Source organism: Streptomyces sp. SolWspMP-5a-2, assembly GCF_900091845.1.
GTDB lineage: Bacteria > Actinomycetota > Actinomycetes > Streptomycetales > Streptomycetaceae > Streptomyces > Streptomyces doudnae.
In genome coordinates this window covers 1-17,892 of sequence record NZ_FMCI01000257.1, presented here as the reverse complement: position 1 = coordinate 17,892, position 17,892 = coordinate 1, and the positions used below count along the sequence as shown (strand labels likewise).

At 72.6% G+C, this 17,892-nt stretch carries 15 protein-coding genes, 1 tRNA gene and 1 pseudogene; 9 read left to right on the top strand and 8 right to left on the bottom strand.

What is annotated here, in order from left to right; all coding sequences use genetic code 11:
- Positions 1-70 precede the first annotated feature (70 nt).
- A tRNA-OTHER gene (locus GA0115242_RS40915) sits at positions 71-213 on the top strand.
- Positions 214-443: 230 nt separating this feature from the next.
- A pseudogene (locus tag GA0115242_RS26220) lies at positions 444-1,937 on the top strand (TROVE domain-containing protein).
- Positions 1,938-1,997: 60 nt separating this feature from the next.
- On the opposite strand, the gene GA0115242_RS26215 reads toward GA0115242_RS26220, so the two are convergent.
- Complete coding sequence (locus GA0115242_RS26215) at positions 1,998-2,480, bottom strand: hypothetical protein (protein ID WP_093832629.1); 483 nt, start codon at positions 2,478-2,480, stop codon at positions 1,998-2,000.
- A gap of 8 nt (positions 2,481-2,488) precedes the next feature.
- Positions 2,489-3,940 carry a helix-turn-helix domain-containing protein gene (locus GA0115242_RS26210; RefSeq protein ID WP_093832627.1) on the bottom strand — a complete coding sequence of 484 codons (1,452 nt, stop codon included), beginning with the start codon at positions 3,938-3,940 and terminating at the stop codon, positions 2,489-2,491.
- Between the two features lie 207 nt (positions 3,941-4,147).
- Here GA0115242_RS26210 and GA0115242_RS26205 point away from each other — a divergent pair, with 207 nt between their 5' ends.
- The 7 genes from GA0115242_RS26205 to GA0115242_RS26180 all read left to right on the top strand — a co-directional run bounded on the left by GA0115242_RS26205 (position 4,148) and on the right by GA0115242_RS26180 (position 10,679).
- On the top strand, positions 4,148-4,420 hold the full coding sequence (locus GA0115242_RS26205) for a hypothetical protein (RefSeq protein WP_237549323.1): 273 nt from the start codon (positions 4,148-4,150) through the stop codon (positions 4,418-4,420).
- Positions 4,421-4,643: 223 nt separating this feature from the next.
- Complete coding sequence (locus GA0115242_RS26195; RefSeq protein ID WP_093832621.1) at positions 4,644-5,129, top strand: hypothetical protein; 486 nt, start codon at positions 4,644-4,646, stop codon at positions 5,127-5,129.
- On the top strand, positions 5,126-5,272 hold the full coding sequence (locus GA0115242_RS40910) for a hypothetical protein (RefSeq protein WP_176729916.1): 147 nt from the start codon (positions 5,126-5,128) through the stop codon (positions 5,270-5,272). The genes GA0115242_RS26195 and GA0115242_RS40910 overlap by 4 nt, the downstream gene beginning before the upstream one ends.
- A gap of 163 nt (positions 5,273-5,435) precedes the next feature.
- Positions 5,436-5,561: a hypothetical protein gene (locus tag GA0115242_RS41915; RefSeq protein ID WP_256089756.1), complete on the top strand. Its 126-nt coding sequence runs from the start codon at positions 5,436-5,438 to the stop codon at positions 5,559-5,561.
- Positions 5,561-6,730 (top strand): methyltransferase domain-containing protein, encoded by a 1,170-nt coding sequence (locus GA0115242_RS26190; RefSeq protein WP_093832619.1) that lies wholly within the window; start codon positions 5,561-5,563, stop codon positions 6,728-6,730. The genes GA0115242_RS41915 and GA0115242_RS26190 overlap by 1 nt, the downstream gene beginning before the upstream one ends.
- Before the next feature lie 731 nt (positions 6,731-7,461).
- On the top strand, positions 7,462-8,421 hold the full coding sequence (locus tag GA0115242_RS26185) for an SDR family NAD(P)-dependent oxidoreductase (protein ID WP_161353281.1): 960 nt from the start codon (positions 7,462-7,464) through the stop codon (positions 8,419-8,421).
- 593 nt (positions 8,422-9,014) lie between these two features.
- Positions 9,015-10,679: a cellulase family glycosylhydrolase gene (locus GA0115242_RS26180; RefSeq protein ID WP_093832615.1), complete on the top strand. Its 1,665-nt coding sequence runs from the start codon at positions 9,015-9,017 to the stop codon at positions 10,677-10,679.
- Positions 10,680-10,744: 65 nt separating this feature from the next.
- On the opposite strand, the gene GA0115242_RS26175 is transcribed toward GA0115242_RS26180, so the two are convergent.
- The 6 genes from GA0115242_RS26175 to GA0115242_RS26150 all read right to left on the bottom strand — a co-directional run.
- Positions 10,745-11,521 carry an SCO2400 family protein gene (locus GA0115242_RS26175; protein ID WP_093832613.1) on the bottom strand — a complete coding sequence of 259 codons (777 nt, stop codon included), beginning with the start codon at positions 11,519-11,521 and terminating at the stop codon, positions 10,745-10,747.
- Between the two features lie 176 nt (positions 11,522-11,697).
- The gene (locus tag GA0115242_RS26170; RefSeq protein WP_202555785.1) at positions 11,698-13,839 is read right to left on the bottom strand and encodes an RICIN domain-containing protein; all 2,142 of its coding nucleotides are present in this window, start codon (positions 13,837-13,839) and stop codon (positions 11,698-11,700) included.
- Positions 13,840-14,119: 280 nt separating this feature from the next.
- Positions 14,120-14,812: a GntR family transcriptional regulator gene (locus GA0115242_RS26165; RefSeq protein ID WP_093832609.1), complete on the bottom strand. Its 693-nt coding sequence runs from the start codon at positions 14,810-14,812 to the stop codon at positions 14,120-14,122.
- A gap of 139 nt (positions 14,813-14,951) precedes the next feature.
- Complete coding sequence (locus GA0115242_RS26160; RefSeq protein WP_093832607.1) at positions 14,952-15,953, bottom strand: proline racemase family protein; 1,002 nt, start codon at positions 15,951-15,953, stop codon at positions 14,952-14,954.
- A gap of 124 nt (positions 15,954-16,077) precedes the next feature.
- Positions 16,078-16,974: a dihydrodipicolinate synthase family protein gene (locus GA0115242_RS26155; RefSeq protein ID WP_093832605.1), complete on the bottom strand. Its 897-nt coding sequence runs from the start codon at positions 16,972-16,974 to the stop codon at positions 16,078-16,080.
- A gap of 31 nt (positions 16,975-17,005) precedes the next feature.
- Positions 17,006-17,892: (2Fe-2S)-binding protein (locus GA0115242_RS26150; protein ID WP_161353279.1), on the bottom strand; the 887-nt coding region annotated here is incomplete at its 5' end.

Genomic DNA, 17,892 nt, shown 5'->3' with positions numbered 1-17,892 from the left:
GGTGCGAAGGCAGCGGTTACTTCGAATTGGAATCGAGGGGTCGCGGGTTCGAATCCCGTCGTCGGCTTCGGCCGGCGTAGCTCAGCGGCAGAGCACTTTGACCGTCGCCGATTTGATCTCTGGGCGCACAACTTCATCGCACCTCCCGGTGCGCAGGTAACGGTTACTTCTCCTGCTAAGAGAGAGACGCGGGTTCGAATCCCGTCGCCGATGTGAGCTGGCGTCGTCTAGCGGCCCAGGACGCTTTGTCACCGTCACCGACTTGATCTCGGGAGGCACCTGCGCCGACGTCCGGTGCGATGGTCACGCGTACTTCGTGGTTCGATTCCATGCAGACCCGCCCTGGGCCTGTTGCCCTTCGGGGGCGCCGCGTCACCGCCCTGATCTCGGACGTCCTCCGCGCGCTTCCTGCCTCCCCGCCCACGTCCCCGGAGCGGTTCGCCATGTCCCGCTTCAACGCCCGCACCGCTCGTCCTGTCGCGCGTGGTCCGGTCACCACGACCGATGGCCGCACCAGCACCTTTGAGGGCGGCGCCACGCACGTCCGGACTGCCAGGGGCGAGCTGTTCATGCTTGCCGTGACCAACATGGTCGGCCAGGACACCTTCTACGAGTCCGGCGAGGGCCGCGACACCCGCTTCGCCACCCTGGTGCGGCAGCTCGCCGTCGAGGACCCGGCGTGGACGGTCGGCCTGCTCGGCTGGTTGCGCGGCGCGGCGAACATGCGGACCGCCGCGGTGGTTGGCGCTGCCGAGTTCGTCAAGGGGCGCCTCGACGCCCAGGAGGCCGGAGACCTCGTGCCCGACAGCAGCACCGCGGCGGCGGCCGGAGGCGGCTGGAACCGGCGGGCGGTCAACGCCGCGCTGCTGCGGGCAGACGAGCCGGGCGAGCTGCTCGGCTACTGGACCGGCCGGTACGGGCGGGCCATCCCGAAGCCGCTGAAGCGCGGCGTCGGCGACGCAGTGCGGCGCCTCTACAGCGGCAAGAGCCTGCTGAAGTACGACACGGCCTCCCACGATTACCGGTTCGGCGACGTCCTCAACCTGGTGCACGCGGCACCGGACCCGGACAAGCCCTGGCAGGGCGACCTCTTCGCCTACGCCCTCGACCGGCGCCACCACCCGGAGACCGCCGTCCCGGCCGCCTCGAACCACATGCTGACCGCCCGCGCCGCGATGTCGGCCGTCCCTGTCGCTGAGCGTCGGGCGCTGCTCCTGGCACCGGACGGCCCGAAGCGCCTGGCGCACGCGGGAATGACGTGGGAGGCCCTGTCCGGCTGGCTTCAGGGTCCGATGGATGCCGCCGCGTGGGAGGCGATCATCCTCTCCGTGGGCCTGATGGCCCTGGTCCGGAACCTGCGCAACTTCGACGAGGCCGGTGTCAGCGACACGGCGGCGCAGTGGATCTGCGGACGTCTGGCGGACCCGGAGGAGGTACGGGGCTCCCGGCAGTTCCCGTACCGCTTCCTGTCCGCGTACCGTACGGCGCCGTCCCTGCGCTGGAGCTAGGCCCTGGAGAAGGCACTCGACGCATCGGCCGCGAACGTCCCGGCGCTGCCAGGCCGGACGCTGCTCCTCGTCGACACCTCCGCGTCCATGCGCGGCGCGGTGTCCGGCAAGAGCCAGGTCCGGCACATCGACGTGGCGGCCCTGTTCGGGATGGTGACCGCTCAGCGGACCGGCGGCACGGTCGACCTGGTGGGCTTCGCCGACAGCTCCTTCGTCCACCCGGTCGTCCGTGGCGCCTCCGTGCTCAGTTCCCTCGCCGCGTTCGACCGGCTGTTCTCGGTGGACACTTCCGGCTACGCGGCCGGGCCCCTCGACACCAGCCAGAGCCGGTACGAGATCGGAGGGTTCAGCGACGCCGCCTTCACCATGATCGACCTGCTGTCGCGCGGTCATGACGCAGGCTGGCCGTGGGAGCAGGCCGGACACTGAACCATAGGGCTCCACTGCCCAAAGGGGGGAGCCCTATCGATCTGGCGCAGGGGGCAGTGATCAGCCCCTCGCCGCGCCTTCGGGCCATACGACGTCGATCGGAATCCCCGCCGCGCGCGCCTCGACGACGGTGTCCGCTGTGCCGCCACCCTTGCCCGTCGGGGGTTCGCCGTTCCAGACAGCGACCAGCCGATCGGCGCGGTCAAGGAGCATGCGGTTCGCGTCCTCGTAGGCGGCGCGGCTGGCCGACTCGTTTTCCAGGACGACGACGTCGGCCGCGACCGACGTGAGGCGGTCGAAGGTAGCTGCGTGGTCGGGCCGCACCTTGTTTTCCCGGTAGTCGCGTGACGGGATGACGGCCACCAGACTGCCGCCCAACTCCAGGACGACATCGGCGAATAGGCTGTCGGAGCCCTTGGCGATGCACGAGAGGCCGGTCAAGTTGCCGGTGTAGGGCGCGAGCGTCTCACGCAGTGCTTCGCGAACCAGCGGCACGCTGTCGCTGGTCAGATCCATGTGTCCGGTCACGGCGATGATGGTCACGTTGCTCCTCAGCTCGACAACAGCTCGCGGATCATAGACCGCGCCTCGGCTACAGCTTGCGATGCCTGTCGTCCTACCGTGTACGGGTACAGCACGCCGAGCTGGGTGCGTACGCGGCTGGACTGCGTCCGGGCAGCGGCTTCGCACGCACCGCGGATGTGCGTGACGGCGCCAGTGATGTCACCCAGGAGGAAGTGGCACTCAGCGAGGCCGATCATGTCGAGGGCATGGCTACGGAACGCCGCCGGGCCACGCTTCGCGAGTGCTTCGTGGATGGAGTTCGCTGCGTTCTCGGCGTGGATCTCGGGGTTCCTCCGGGCCATGTCGAGCATGCGGCCACCAGTGACGCCGGCGAGTTCAGCCTCGTCGAAGTATGCGATCCAGTAGTGCTCTCGGTTTTCGTCGGAGGTCGCTTTGGCGAGAGCTTCTGTCGCCTCGTCAGTGGCCCGGCGGAAGGCCGCAGTGCGATCCATCGCCGCGTACGCCCAAGCCTCGCGGGTGTTGAGCATCGCACGTACTCGGGGGCCGGCGGCTCGGCCGGCACCCTTCTGGGCAAGATGGAGGAGTTCGAGAGCGTCCCGTGGGCGGTCCTGGTACAGCATCTGGCGCGCCATTCCGGCGAGCACGTTGGCCCCGAAGGCCGGATCGCTTCCCGCGTGCGCCGCGCGCAACGCCAGACGGTAGTAGTTCTGCGCCTGCTTCTGCATGCCCGAGTCCCAGGCCATGGTGGCGGCGATGCCGCCGAGATGAGCCATGACGCGGAACAGGCCGCGCTCGATGGGCGGTGCCTGGTGCTCGTCGAGGTGGCTCGCCACCTCGTTGAGTTGACCGAGTACAGCCTTGCGGCGCAGGCCGCCACCGAACTTGTGGTCCCAGGCGCGGAACGCCTGGGCGGTCGCTTCCAGTTCACCGAGTTCCGCGCGCCCGATGCGGCCACGGCTGGGTGTTCCCCTATCAGGGCGGGCCGGCTGAAGCCAGCCCTCCACAGAGTCGAGGAGTGCGGCTCCGGTGAGAGCAGCGCCTGTGAGGGCGCGCGCTGCCGCTCGTCGATCAAGCACGAGATCGCTCCTGGTCAGATCTGCGGCCAGGTCTACGGTCGCAGCCGGTTGCCATGAAGCGTCGTCCGATGGCTGCGGGGCCGTGGGTGCTGGCGAGTCGAGGCGGTCGGCCTGCCTCTCCCACGGTCGGTCAGCCAGGCCAAGTAGGCGGCCGGGGATGCACAGGCCGTCGGAGATGCGGCGCACGACATCGAAGCTGGTGACCTGGTGCCGTCCGCTGATGATCGTGGAGACCTTGCCCGGGGTGAGGTGGCAGGCCGACGCGATGCGGTTCTGCGACAGCCCACCCCACTTTTTGAAGAGGATGAACGCCGCCGCGAAGTCGTGTTCTTCCAAGGCTCGGCGGACATCTTCTCGGCCCAGAACCTCGGGGGTGAGCAGGCCAGGGGTTGAGGTTTCCACGGGGCCAACTTCCCAGGGTGATCGTACGCACGGCGGGACACCGCGCCGACTCCTCAACGAGTGTATTACCGCCTCGGTAACACCCGGCGGTTATACCGGAATTGCGCCGATCGGGACAGTCTCGACGTAACAGCCCACAGACCCCGGCGGCCGCGGGAACGGCCCCGGGGCGGTGGCCAACGCTCACACCCGTGAGGGAGCGTCGACATGACCAACGGTACAGCTCGGGCACCGGGTTACCGAGGAGAGGACCCGGCCGCCGAGGAGTATGAGCCGAAGATCGGCGAGACCGTGATGGACACCAGCACGCAGAGGATCGGCAAGGTGATGGGAGCTGTCGGCCCGTACGTGCAGCTCCGGCCGGTCGAGGGCGGCAGGGAGTGGGACGCCGACCCGACGAAGGTGCGCCCGGTGCCGGTCGGGGCCGCCCTCAGCGAGGCAGTCGCGACCGCCAACGCCCGCTCGACGGGGATGCTCTAGTGCCGGGCGCGGCGAACATCGAGGAAGAGGCCGCGGTACTGGTGGTGCCGGGCGTCTGGATGCGGTCGCTGCGGTACGCCGAGCGACTGCGACTGACGGACGTGGCGCGGCCGGGCGTCTCAGCGCCGACGCTGCACCGCCGGGAGTCGGGGCGGGCCGCTGATCCGTCCGTTCTGGGCGGGCTCCCCGCCTCTGTGGGAGAGGCGGCGGGGGGTGCGCCGCGATGATCGTGGCCGGCCTGCTGCTGACGGCAGCCGGGGAGATGGACTCCCAGGTCGCGCGGCTGCTGATCTACGAGGTGCCTCCGTCTCAGGTTCTGACCCGGCTCCAGAACCACGGTCAGGCGTGCGTCTGGTGCGGAGAGCGAGGGCGTCTGGAGCCGCTCGGCGGCACGCTGGGCTGGGAGCCGGCCGGGTGCTCGCGATGCGGGCCGCTGCGGCTCTGGTATGTGCGCGCCTACCTCAAGTGGGCGCGGCACGCCGTGCAGTGCACGGCATGCGCGGGCGCGCACTGCACGGCCGGTGAGCCCTTCGCGTTCCAGCACCGGGTTGCGTACGAGGGCACGGGCAGGCGGCGGCCCGTCATCTGCGCGTGCGGCTGTGCGGTCGGCCTGGAGTCGCCTCTGCTGCGGCCCTACACCGCGGGCATCGTCACTCTGCGCTACTCCCACACCGGCGCCTGCCGCGCGCCCGAGAGGGGGTGGCGGTGATCTGCGATTACTGCCACAAGCCGATCCTCCCGGAGGAAGGCGCCACCGCGATCCCGGTCGACTCGCTCAGCATGGCTGTCCCCGACGTCGTGGTGCACGCGTACCCGTGCGTGCGGACGACGCCCAATCCCATCTACCGCTGAGCAGAGCCGCACCCCCCCATGAACTCCCGCAGCAGCGTGGAACGGAAGCCACGAGGCGCGGGTGACCGGTCCTGTCGGTTCTCCGGAAGAGACCGACAGGGCCGGGTTCCTCCCGGCACCGCCGGGAGGAGCAAGGATGAGCATTAGACAACAAGGAGCAGAGATGGACCTGTTGATGAATGGCGGCGGAGGCGGCGACGGCGGCGAGGGCGACGGTCTGCCGGGCGAGCCCTGGCCCGGTCCGGAGGAGCCCCCGTCCCCCGACGGCGGTCCCCGGTACACCCGCTGATGCGGCGTGACAGCTTGACGGAGGGGCGGTCCATCCTGGGCCGCTCCCTCGCGGAGAGCGGGGCCATGGCCCCGGAGTGGCAGGAAGCCTTCGACGCGGTACCGCGGGCCGCCTTCCTGCCGGACGTCGTCTGGGCCTTCGACATGGACACCGGTGCGGCCGTCGAGGCCGACCGGCGCACGGATCCCACAGCCTGGCAGCGGTACGTCGATCAGGACGTGCCGCTCGTCACCCAGTGGGACGACGGGGCGGGCGAGGGACCCGGCGGGGAGGCCACCTCGTCGGCGTCGATGCCGTCGGTGGTCTTCCGGATGCTGGCCGACCTCGACGCGCACCCCGGCGACTCGGTCCTGGAGATCGGCACGGGTACCGGGTGGAACGCGGGGCTGATGACCCACCGGCTGGGGCACCACACCGTGACCAGCGTCGAGGTCGACGGCGAGGTGGCCGCCGCCGCTCGCGGCCGACTCGGCGCGCAGGGCCTGCTCGTGACCGTGCTGACCCGCGACGGCACGGAGGGCGATCCGCCGGGGGCGCCGTACGCGCGGCTGATTTCCACGGTCGGGCTGCGCCGCGTTCCGACGGTCTGGTTGGAGCAGGTGAGCCCCGACGGGTTGATCGTGGCGCCGTGGGGCACCCACTACGGCAACGGCGACGCCGTGGTGCGTCTGCGGGTGTCCGACGGCGGGGCGTGCGCCTCCGGGCACTTCACGCGGCCCGTGGAGTTCATGAAGCTGCGCGCGCAGCGCCGCCGCTTCGATGGTCACCGGGCGTACGTGCCCGACGGCCTCGGTGGCGCCGACCGGTCGACGACCGACGTGGCCGAGACGGACGTGCTCGGGGCGGACCGGTACGACGTGCGGACGTTCGCCAGCGGGCTCCGCGTCCCCGACTGCTATCAGGTGCGGGCCGCCGCGCGGGACGGGCACCGGCCGGTCTGGTTCTACGGTCTCGGGGACCGCTCGTGGGCGTGCGTGATGTTCCACGAGGGGCGGACGACGGACGTCTGGCAGTCCGGTCCCCGGCGCCTGTGGGACGAGGTCGCGAGCGCCCTGGGCTGGTGGCGTGAGAAGGGCGAGCCGGGGTACGAGCGGTTCGGACTGACGGTCACCGACGACGGCGGACATCGCGCCTGGCTGGACGACCCCGACGATGCCTGGCCGGTCTGATCTGCTGCTCGGATCGGCCCCGCCTCGTCGCTGCTCTCAGTGCGGCGAGGCGGGGCCCTCCGCTGGGCCGCTGATGAGCACGGTGACCTCCTCACGAGGGCCGTGGTGATCCGGAGCAGCTCGTTGCACCGGCGGTCGCCTTCGCCGGACTCGATCCGCTGGATGACGCGTCAGCCGATGCCGGTCGACTCGGCCAGTCACTCGCGGCTGACCTCCAGAGCGCCGCAGAGATCGGCGATACGTTCGCCGACGCACCGTCGGCTCGTGGTGACGTGTTCGTCCAGCTCACGGCGTTCATCGCTGAGCGGCTCATGGTCATCGCGGGGCACTGGACGACGTTGGACGGCGCATGCTCAGGTTCAGCGCCAGCCCTGGCAAATCTGCTGATGAACCATCAGTTGGTGAACGACGGCGCTCGCTGTGCCACCGCCCCTGCCCGTCGGGGGCTCGCCGTTTCGGACGGCGACCGGTCGATCGGCCCGGTAGGGGGTCCGCGGTCGGCGTCCGCATGGGCGGATGGCCCCCGAAGACACCTGGCCGGAACGGCCTCCCGGATGATCACGGTCACGACGTCGAGCCCGTGCCGGTGTCGCCGGGGCCACTCCTCGTGGGCGTCGGAGAGCTGTCGGTCCCGGTGGTGATCTGTCGGCGGTCTGTCGGGGGCGGGCGCGATCTTGGGCAGGTCGACGCCCGCCGCGAGCGGGCCAGCCGAGCGCGAGGAGCCCGTCATCGTGTCGTCCGCAACTCCCCACCATGCGTGGGACGTTCACCGTCTGCCGTCCGCCGAGGGGAAGAACTTCCTGGTGACGGGGGGCAACGCCGGGATCGGCTACTTCGTCGCGGAGCAACTCGCCGCCACCGGCGCCCTCGTGGTGCTCGGCAGCCGGGACCCCGCCCGAGCGGACGCCGCCCTGGCCTCCCTGCGCTCGCGCGTCCCCGGCGCCCGGGTGCGCCATCTGCGACTGGACGTCGCGGCGCTGTCGTCCCTGAAGGCCGCGGTCGACGCGCTGGACCTCGGCCACCTCGACGCCGTGGTCCACAACGCGGGGGTCGCGCTCGACGACCCGCCGCGCCGCGAGACCGTCGACGGTCACGAGATGATGTTCGGCACCAACCACCTCGGTCACTTCGCGCTCACCCGGCACCTGGCACACCTGCTCTCGGCGGCGCCCGCGGGCCGTGTCGTGACGACGGGGAGTTTCGCGGCCCGGTCCGAGCGGCTCGACCTCGATGATCTGGAGTCGACCCGGGACTACCGGCCCAAGCGCACCTACGGCCGGTCGAAGCTGGCGCAGATGAGCTTCGGCTTCGCCCTCGACCGCAGACTGCGCGCCGTCGGCAGCACGGTGCTCAGCGTCGTGGCACATCCCGGCGGCGCCCTCGACCCGCTCACCCCGCCCCGCCCGCCGATGACCGCGAGCACCCCGGGCCAGCGCCTGCGCGCCCTGCCCGCCGGTCTCCTGGTGCAGGGCAAGGACGCCGGGGCGTGGCCCACCGTCCGTGCCGTCCTCGACCCGGAGGTGCGCGGCGGTGAGCTGTGGGGGCCCAGGTTCTTCGGGCTGCGCGGCACCCCGCGCCGTGAGCCCGTCCCCGCGCACATGGCCGATCCGGAGGTCGCCGCCCGCCTCTGGGACGCCAGTTGCGCGCTGACGGGGAGCGATCCGCACCTCGGCTTCTCCGGCGACCGGTGAGACGTCGCCGCCGGCCGGTGCCACGGCTGGTGACGGGTGCGACGCCGCCGCCCCGCCGGGGCCAAGGCCGGCGACCTGTGAGACGTCGTTGCCCGTGGGGTTCCGGCCAGTGACGGGTGCGACGCCGCCGCCCGCCGGGGCTCACGGTCGGAGACCGGTGAGACGTCGCCGCCCGCCGGGGCCGCGGCACCGCTCCGCGTGTCGGCGCCGTTCCCGCTGATCCCGGCCGGTCCGGGGGGCTCCGCGCCTCCGCCGGGCGGGCGTCGACCCGTGATCGTCCCGGCGGGCGCCTCCGTGGTCGTCCGGTTTCGTGCCGTCCCATGCCTTGACGTGCCCTTGACAGTATCGCTTGTATGGGAGCGCTCCCACGACACGGAACCGTCCCGCGGTGCCGGGCCGGGGAGTGCTGCCCGGCCCTCCGGCAGCCCCGTGGACCACCCGCGACCGCGCCTCCCGTGCCACCCGCGCCCCCTGAGCCACCCGCGTCTCCCGTGCCACCCGCGCGCCTCCGCACTCCCGCACCCCCGTACTCCCTGCACCCCCGCACCTCACCCCGTGCCTGAACTTCCCGGGCCTGACTCCCTGGAGCCGCAGTGAGAACCGCAAGGAGCCCCCTCGCCCGCTTGTTCGCGTCCCTGGCCGCCCTGCTCGGGCTGGTCCTGGTGGGCGGTGGCCTCTCCCAGGCCCCCGCGCACGCGGCCGAGCCGCCCGCCGTCCTCGCCACCGGCCTGCACATCGCGAACGGCCGCCTCGTCGAGGGGAACGGGAACGACTTCGTCATGCGGGGCGTCAACCACGCCCACACCTGGTACCCCGGCCGCACCCAGCAGTCGCTGGCCGACATCAAGGCGCTCGGCGCCAACGCCGTGCGCGTGGTGCTCGCGGACGGGCACCGCTGGTCAGCGAACAGCGCGTCGGACGTGGCCGCGGTGATCAGCCAGTGCAAGGCCAACCGGTTGATCTGCGTCCTGGAGGTGCACGACACCACCGGATACGGCGAGGACTCGGCGGCGGGCACCCTGGACCAGGCCGCCGACTACTGGATCGGCCTCAAGAGCGTGCTCGCCGGTCAGGAGAACTACATCGTCATCAACATCGGCAACGAGCCCTGGGGCAACACCGATCCGGCCGGATGGACCGCGCCCACCGTCGCCGCCGTCAAGAAGCTCCGCGCCGCCGGGTTCGCGCACACCATCATGGTCGACGCGCCCAACTGGGGCCAGGACTGGCAGGGTGTGATGCGCGCCAACGCGCAGGCCGTGTACGCCGCCGACACCACCGGCAACCTCATCTTCTCGATCCACATGTACAGCGTCTTCGACACCGCCGCGAAGGTCACCGACTACCTCAACGCCTTCGTCGCGGCCCGACTCCCCCTCCTGATAGGCGAGTTCGGGGGACCGGCGGACCAGTACGGCGATCCGGACGAGGACACCATGATGGCCGCCGCCGAGCAGCTCAAGCTCGGCTACCTCGCCTGGTCCTGGAGCGGCAACACCGACCCGATCCTCGACCTCTCCCTGGACTTCGACCCCACCCGCCTCAGCTCCTGGGGGCAGCGCATCTTCAACGGCGCCAACGGCATCGCCCGCACCGCCCGCGAGGCGACCGTCTTCGGCACCGGCACCCCCACCGACACCCAGGCACCCACCGCGCCGGGAACCCCCGCCGCCTCGGCGGTGACGGCGACATCGGCCACCCTGAAGTGGACGGCCGCCACCGACAACGTCGGCGTCACCGCGTACGACGTCGTCCGGATCAGCGGCGGCACCGAGAGCGCCTTCGCCACCACGACGTCCAACACCGTCACCCTGACCGGCCTCACCGCCGACACGGCCTACACCTTCGCGGTCTACGCCCGTGACGCGGCCGGGAACCGGTCGGCGCGCTCCGCCACCGTGAGCGTCACCACCGCCAAGGGCGGTTCCACCCCGGGCGGCACCTGCTCCGTCGGCTACAAGGTGGTCGGGGAGTGGCCGGGCGGGTTCCAGGGCGAACTGGCCATCCGCAACACCGGGACGGCCGCGATCAACGGGTGGACGCTCGGCTTCTCCTTCGCCGACGGCCAGACCGTCACCAGCATGTGGGGCGGCACCCCGGCCCAGACCGGCGGCGCGGTGAGCGTGGCCGCCGCCTCGTACACCTCGACCGTCCCGGCGGGCGGCTCGGTCACCGTCGGGTTCCTCGCCGACAAGGGCGCGACCAACACGGCCCCGACCGCCTTCACCCTCAACGGGACGTCCTGCACGACGAGTTGAGCCGAACGCAGCCGCCGGACGGTACCCCGTGCGGGCCGTCCGGCGGCAGGGTCTGCACCGGGCCGTCAGCCCAGGCAGATCACCAGCAGGCAGAGCTGCGCGGGCGGGGTCGGGTCCGCCGGGGTCGCCGACTCGGACGTCTCCGGAGCGGGCTCCTGCGTGGCGGAGTCCGAGGGAGCGGTGTCCACCGGGGGCGACGACGGGTCGGCCGTCTCCTCGGCCGGTGCCGACGGCTCGGCCACGGCGGACGGCTGACCCTGCTCCGGCCGCTGCGCTGCGGCCGTCGGCGCGGCGGCCTCGGCGCGGGCCGCGGCGGTCGCCCGGTCGCTCGGGACGAGCTTCAGCGCCGTCCGGGACGCGGCCGTCGAGCGCTGGTGCGGCGCGTCGGCCGACCGGGGCGCCGACGTCACCACCCGCTCGCTCCGGTGCGTGCCCGTCCCGGTCGCCGGAGGGTCGGTCAGCTCGGTGCGCTCCTCGGCGCCGCCCATGCCCCGGGTGTCCGGCGCGGCGCTGGCCTGTGCCCGGTCCGCCGTCCCGCGGTTCATCGCCGCGACGCTCAGCCCGCCGCCGACCAGGGCGACGGCGGTCGCGACGGCCGCCCGCCGCTTGTTCTTCTTCCAGCGCGCCACCTGCCGCCGCCTGGCCGCCCGGCCCTCGGCCGCGACCGGCGCGTCCACGACGTCGTCGGCGGGCGCGGGGGGTTCGGGCGCGGCCGATCCGGGGAGCAGATCGCCCTGGTGGAGCCGGCCCGTCCTGGGGGCGATGTCCGGGGCGTAGGCCCCGCACCCGGGGCACACCAGAGCCCCGTTGAGATGCCGACGGCACGTGGAGCAGTAGTCCATTTCGGTCTTTCTGACACGTTCGTACAGGGGAGCGATCGGCCAGTAACGCTAACGGTGCCCGGTCGGCGCTGTGTGCAGTCTGTGTGCCGCTCCTGCACAGATTTCCGGGGCCGGTGTGGACAACGGGGTGGGGTACGCCGACACTTCGGCGTACCCCACCCCCAAGCACCGTCGATCTACGGATAGGTGGTCAGATTGGCCACGTTGGAGGCGGAGTTGGACGGCCCTCCGGTGGTGTTGACGACGTGGCTGATCGTGCCCGTACCGCCGAGGGACACCGTGAGCATGCTGGTGAAGCGGACGTTCGGCCTGTTCGGCGCCTCGATGGCGCGGGCGGCCGTCACCCGCGGATCGACGTTGAAGTAGCAGTAGCTGCCGAGTCCGTACGCCTGGTGGGCGGTGACGGAGTCGGCCACCTTGTAGGCGGCGTAGCCCTGCGTCGAACCGTTCATCCAGGCCGCCTGGCCGGGCGGGTCGTAGGGCATCTCGTTCTGGTAGAAGTACGTCCGCCCGCCGTTGCCGTTCCAGACGGTCTGGTACTTCTGGAAGTGCTCGACGAACAGGCCGTACATCGTCACGTCGTCGCCGTTGACGACGAGGCCGGTGTCGGCGGTGTTGCTGGTCCAGCCGACGCCCGAGCCGTGGTCGGCCCGCCAGATCCACATGTGGTCGCCGATGACGTCGTCGCTGTTGACGACCAGGCTGGTGGTCGCCTTGCCGACGCCCGCGCCGCCGACCCGGAAGTACACGTCGTGCAGCGAGGTCGGGTCGGCCGCGTGCGAGGCGGACGAGCCGGCCGGGCCGACCTCCATCAGGGTGGACGAGTTGGTGGTGCCCGCGTCGAGGAGGAGACCGGCGATCTTCACCCCGTCGACGTCGGCGACCTTCATCGCGGTGACGCCCTTGTCCGGCACCAGGGTGGCCAGGCCGAGGCCGAGCACGACCGTGTCCGGCCGGTCGACCTGAAGGGTCCGGTCGAGGTGGTAGACCCCGGGGGTGAACAGCAGGTTCTTGCCCGCCGCGAGCGCCTGGTCGATCTGCGCCGCGGTCGCGCCCGGCTTCACGACGTAGAAGCTGTCCAGGGAGAGGGAGGAGCCCGCCGGGCTGCCGCCCGCCCAGCTCGTCGCCGTGGAACCGGTGCGCAGGGAGGGGACGAACACCTGGTAGGCGCCCGCGCCGTCGACGTACAGGAACGGCTTCTCGCGGGAGACCGGGGTCTGCGCGACCGTCGTGTACGGGGGGTTGGGGAAGCTGGTCGCGGGGACGCCCTGGCTGCCGACGAAGACCATGTTCCAGTTGGCGCCGGTCCAGCTCCCGAGCTGCGAGTTGCGGGTCAGCCACTGCTGCTGGCTGCCGGAGCGGACCTGGCCGTCCACCTTGCTGTCGGCCAGCAGGCCGCCGCTCGACCAACCGCCGTCGTCCAGCGCCAGGTTGCCCCGCAGGTGCATCCGCCGGTAGGCAGCCGCCTGCGAGACCGCCCAACGGTCGCTGCCGCCGGTCGGGTTGACCGACAGGTTCTCCGCGCCGCGCCAGAAGTTCTGGGTGGCGTTGCCCTGGAACCAGTCGGCCTCGGCGTGCACGGCGCCGCTGATCGTGACGGCGTCGGGAGAGAGGCCGAGCCCCAGCACCTGGGTGTAGAAACCGACGTTGACGTCCGCGCTGTACGCGCCCGGCTTGAAGAGGACCGCGTAGCGCTGGGAGCCGAACTGGTTGGTCTCCTGCTGCTTGAAGATCGAGGTCAGCCTGGTCTGGATGGCCGACGCGGACATCGACGGGTCGAAGACGACCACGTTCGGACCGAGGTCGGGATCGCCCCCGGCCTGGGCCACCGGGACCACCTGGAAGCGCTGGGCGGCCGAGCCGTTGCAGGTGTACTGCACCAATTGCACGCTGTCGGCGAGGGAGGCGCCGGGATCGTCCAGGCACTTGCCGCTGTTGCGGTTCACGAAGCGGTAGGCGCCGCCGCCCTCGTCGACGGGCTGCCACTGCTGGTTGGCGCCGCCGCCGTAGGCCCAGAGCTGGGTGGTGGCGTTGTCGGCCGTGGAGACGCCGGTGACGTCGACGACCTGGTCGGGGCTGGGCCGGTTGTTGATGCGGACCCAGCCGTTGCCCGTGGTGGTGAAACTCCACTGCTGGGCCGCGCTGTTGTTGCAGGCGTACTGCTGCACGGCCGTGCCGTCGGCGGTTCCGGCGGCCCGCGCGTCGAGGCACTTGCCGCTGGCCGCGTTGACCAGGGTGGACCAGGAGGCGGGCAGCGCGGTCGGGGCGGCCTCGGCGGGGACGGCGGGCAGGAAGGACGCGGCGGCCGCGGCGACCAGGGCGACGGCCCCCGATCTGCGGCGGCCGGTGCGGAGCGTGGGGGGTGCGTGGCGGAACACGGCTCTCCTTATGGGGGGTGGGAGCGGCGCGCCCGTGGTCACCCGGTGCGGGCGGGGCGCGCGGGTGGGGTGCGAGGAGCGGTCCGGCAGCGGTGAACCTAAAGGTATGGACCACTTGCGTCAAGAGGTGAAGTAAGTATTGAGGGAAGGGTGCGGACCGGTCCGGGGCCGCGGGGCCGACCTGCGCGGGGCCGTCCGGGACCGCCCGCGTCCGGTGCGCTCAGCCCTGCGCCGCCCACTGGCCCCTGACGTGTCCGAGGTGGCGGGTCATGACCGCGTGCACGGCCGGTCCGTCGTGGGCGACGAGGGCGTCGAGCAGGTCCAGGTGCTCCTGCGCGGACGCGGTCAGCCGGCCCGCCTCGACCAGCGCGGTCAGACCGTAGAGGCGGGAGCGCCCGCGCAGGTCGGCGACGACGTCGACCAGGTGGGCGTTGCCCGAGAGGGCCAGCAGGCCGAGGTGGAAGCGGGTGTCGGCCTCGACGTAGGCGATCAGGTCACCGGCCGCCGCCGCGGTGACGATCTCCCGGGCCGCCGGGCGCAGCGCCTCCAGGGCGTCCCGCGGCGCGGCCCCGGCCAGGGCGACGGTGGTGGGTATCTCGATCAGGGCGCGGACGTGGGTGTACTCGTCGAGCTGCCGCTCGGAGACCTCGGTGACCCGGAAGCCCTTGTTGGGGACGGCGTCGACCAGGCCCTCCTTGGCGAGGTCGAGCATGGCCTCGCGCACCGGTGTCGCCGAGACGCCGAACCGGGTGGCGAGGGCCGGCGCCGAGTACACCTCGCCCGGCCGGAGTTCGCCGGTGACGAGCGCGGCGCGCAGGGCGTCGGCCACCCGCTCGCGGTAGCTGCTGCGCTTCCCGCCGACGACGGGCAGTGCGGGACCGGCGGCGGACGGTCCGCTGGGCTGGGCGGGCATGGGAGGGCTCCTGGGGCGGCGTCGCGGGCGGGAACGGGAGGCGGGGCTCCCGGACGGCACCAGTATCCACGGGGCCGCCGGGCGGGCCGATCCGCCGTGCGCGCGCGGGAGTTGACCGTCCGGTCGGGCGGCGCGGCCGTCACAGGACGAAGCCCGCGGGGAAGGGGTCGGTGGGGTCGAGGAGGTACTGGGCGGTGCCGGTGATCCAGGCCCGGCCGGTGAAGCTGGGCAGGACGGCGGGGTGCCCGGCGACCTCGGTGGTCCCCAGGAGACGTCCCGTGAACCGGGTGCCGATGAAGGACTCGTTCACGAACTCGCTCCCCAGCGGGAGTTCGCCCCTGGCGTGCAGTTGGGCCATGCGGGCGCTGGTCCCGGTGCCGCACGGGGAGCGGTCGAACCAGCCGGGGTGGATGGCCATCGCGTGCCGGGAGTGCCGGGCCGTCGCGCCGGGGGCGAGGAGGTGCACGTGGTGGCAGCCGCGGATGGTCGGGTCCTGCGGATGGACCGGCTCCGCCGTGGAGTTGACGGCGTCCATGAGGGAGAGCCCGGCCGCGAGGATGTCGTCCTTGCGGGAGCGGTCGAAGGGCAGGCCGAACTGTTCGAGCGGCAGGATGGCGTAGAAGTTGCCGCCGTAGGCGAGGTCGTAGACGACCGTCCGCCCGTCGGGCAGCACGGCCTCGCGGTCCAGGGCGACGGAGAACGACGGCACGTTGGCCAGCGTCACGCTCTTCGCCGCGCCGTCCCGCACCGCGACCTCGGCGACGACGACCCCGGCGGGGGTGTCGAGCCGGATCGTCGTCACCGGTTCGACGACCTCGACCATGCCCGTCTCGACCAGCACGGTCGCGACGCCGATCGTGCCGTGGCCGCACATCGGGAGGTAGCCGGAGACCTCGATGTAGACGACGCCCCAGTCGCAGTCGGGCCGGGTCGGCGGCTGGAGGATCGCGCCGCTCATGGCGGAGTGCCCGCGCGGTTCGTTCATCAGCAGTTGCTTGACGTCGTCGCGGTGGTCGCGGAAGTACAGCCGCCGTTCGTTCATGGTCGCGCCCGGGATCGTGCCGATCCCGCCGGTGATCACGCGGGTGGGCATGCCCTCGGTGTGGGAGTCGACGGCGTGCAGGACGAGAGAGCTGCGCATGGGTCTCCTCTTTCCTCGGCGGTGCCCGGAACCGGGACTCGGGACCGGTGCGCGGGACCGGTGGTCAGCACCGGTGCCGGTCTCGGGCCGCTCGTGGCGCGGTCGGGACGGGGGCTGCGGCGGGTCAGGCCAGGCCCGCCGCGACGGCCTTCTCGGTGGCCGCGCGGACCGTCGCCTCCTGGTCGGGCAGGAGCGGGACACGCGGCGGTCGGCAGGGCCCGCCGTGCCGTCCCACGAGGTCCATGGACGCCTTGATGGCCTGCACGAACTCCACCCGGGAGTCCCAGCGCAGCAGGGGGTGCAGATCGCGGTAGAGGGCGGTGGCGGTCTCCAGGTCGCCCGCGACGGCGGCCCGGTACAGCGCGACGGAGGCCCGGGGCAGCGCGTTGGGGTACCCGGCCACCCACCCCTTGGCACCGGCCAGCGCCAGCTCCAGCAGGACATCGTCGGCGCCGACCAACAGGTCCAGATCGGGGGCGAGTTCGGCGAGGCGGTAGGCGCGGCGGACGTCCCCGGAGAACTCCTTGACCGCCTGCACGTACCCCTCCCCGTGCAGCGTGGCGAGGAGTTCGGGCACCAGGTCGACCTTGGTGTCGATCGGGTTGTTGTACGCCACGATCGGCAGCCCGGCCCGCGCCACCTCCGCGTAGTGGGCGAGGACGGAACGGTCGTCGGCGCGGTAGGCGTTGGGCGGCAGCAGCATCACGGACGCGCACCCCGCGTCCCGCGCCTGCTCGGCCCACCGCCTGGCCTCGGCCGAGCCGTACGCGGCGACGCCGGGCATCACCCGGGAGCCGCCGATCGCGGCGACGGCCGTCTCGACGACCCTGGCCCGCTCCTCGGGGGTGAGGACCTGGTACTCGCCGAGGGACCCGTTCGGGACGACGCCGTCGCAGCCGTTGTCGACGAGCCAGGCGCAGTGTTCGGCGTACCGCTCGTGGTCGACGGAGAGGTCGTCGCGGAGGGGGAGTGCGGTGGCGACGAGGACGCCGTGCCAGGGGCGTCGCTGCGGATCGGTCATGGTGAGCCCTTCTGGAGAGGAGAGTGACGTCTCACGGCTGATCGGGGTCGGGCGGCGGGCGGTCCCGCTCGGGCCGGTCGGTCACGCCGCCGGCGTCGCAGCCGTCGCCGTCCCCGCCGTCTTCGTCGCGGCCCGCGAGCACGCCGAGCGGGACGGGGTGGGCGAACGGGCGCCGGACGGCGGTCTCGGCGCAGCCCGCCAGGCCCGCCACCGCGGGCCCGCACATCCGGCCCTGACACCAGCCCATCCCGGCCCTGGTCAGCAGTTTCACGGTGCGCAGGTCGCCCGCGCCGAGGTCCGCGCGGGCGGCCCTGACGGTTCCCGCGGTGACCTCCTCGCAGCGGCAGACGACCGTCTCGTCGGTGACGCGCTCCGCCCACCGGACGGGCGGCGCGCAGACGGCGTCCAGCGCGGCGGCGAACCTCCGCAGGGCGGCCCGCTCGCGGGAGTCCGCCGCGAGACTCCGCGGATCGGGGGGACGGCCGGTCAGCCGGGCGGCGGCGGAACGGCCCGCGATCCGGCCCTCGGCGAGGGCGAGTTCGGCCCCGCCGACCCCGGTGGCCTCGCCCGCGGCCCAGACCCCGGGAACGTCCGTGCGCTGCTCGCCGTCGACCCGGACGGCGAGTCCGTCGAGGCCGCAGCCCAGGGTCTCGGCGAGGTCGGTGTGCGCCAGCATGCCGTGGCCGACGGCCAGGGTGTCGCAGTCCAACCGCCTCTCGCTGCCGGGACGCGGGCGCCCCGCGGCGTCGAGGGCGGCGACGGTCACGCCGTCGAGCCGGTCGCCGCCGTGCGCCTCGACCACCGTGTGACGCGGGAGGAAGGGGACGCGGTGACGCAGGAGGCGGGCCGCGTACCCGGCGCCCTCGGCGAGTTTCCCGGGGCGCGCGGCGAGGGCGCCGGGGCGGCGGGCGAGGGCCC

Coding starts and splice junctions, on each gene's coding strand:
- GA0115242_RS41915 (WP_256089756.1), top strand. CDS start 5,436: ATGGACCTGTTGATGAATGGCGGCGGAGGCGGCGACGGCGGCGAGGGC.
- GA0115242_RS26195 (WP_093832621.1), top strand. CDS start 4,644: ATGATCGTGGCCGGCCTGCTGCTGACGGCAGCCGGGGAGATGGACTCC.
- GA0115242_RS26205 (WP_237549323.1), top strand. CDS start 4,148: ATGACCAACGGTACAGCTCGGGCACCGGGTTACCGAGGAGAGGACCCG.
- GA0115242_RS26155 (WP_093832605.1), bottom strand. CDS start 16,974: ATGACCGATCCGCAGCGACGCCCCTGGCACGGCGTCCTCGTCGCCACC.
- GA0115242_RS26160 (WP_093832607.1), bottom strand. CDS start 15,953: ATGCGCAGCTCTCTCGTCCTGCACGCCGTCGACTCCCACACCGAGGGC.
- GA0115242_RS26175 (WP_093832613.1), bottom strand. CDS start 11,521: ATGGACTACTGCTCCACGTGCCGTCGGCATCTCAACGGGGCTCTGGTG.
- GA0115242_RS26165 (WP_093832609.1), bottom strand. CDS start 14,812: ATGCCCGCCCAGCCCAGCGGACCGTCCGCCGCCGGTCCCGCACTGCCC.
- GA0115242_RS26190 (WP_093832619.1), top strand. CDS start 5,561: ATGCGGCGTGACAGCTTGACGGAGGGGCGGTCCATCCTGGGCCGCTCC.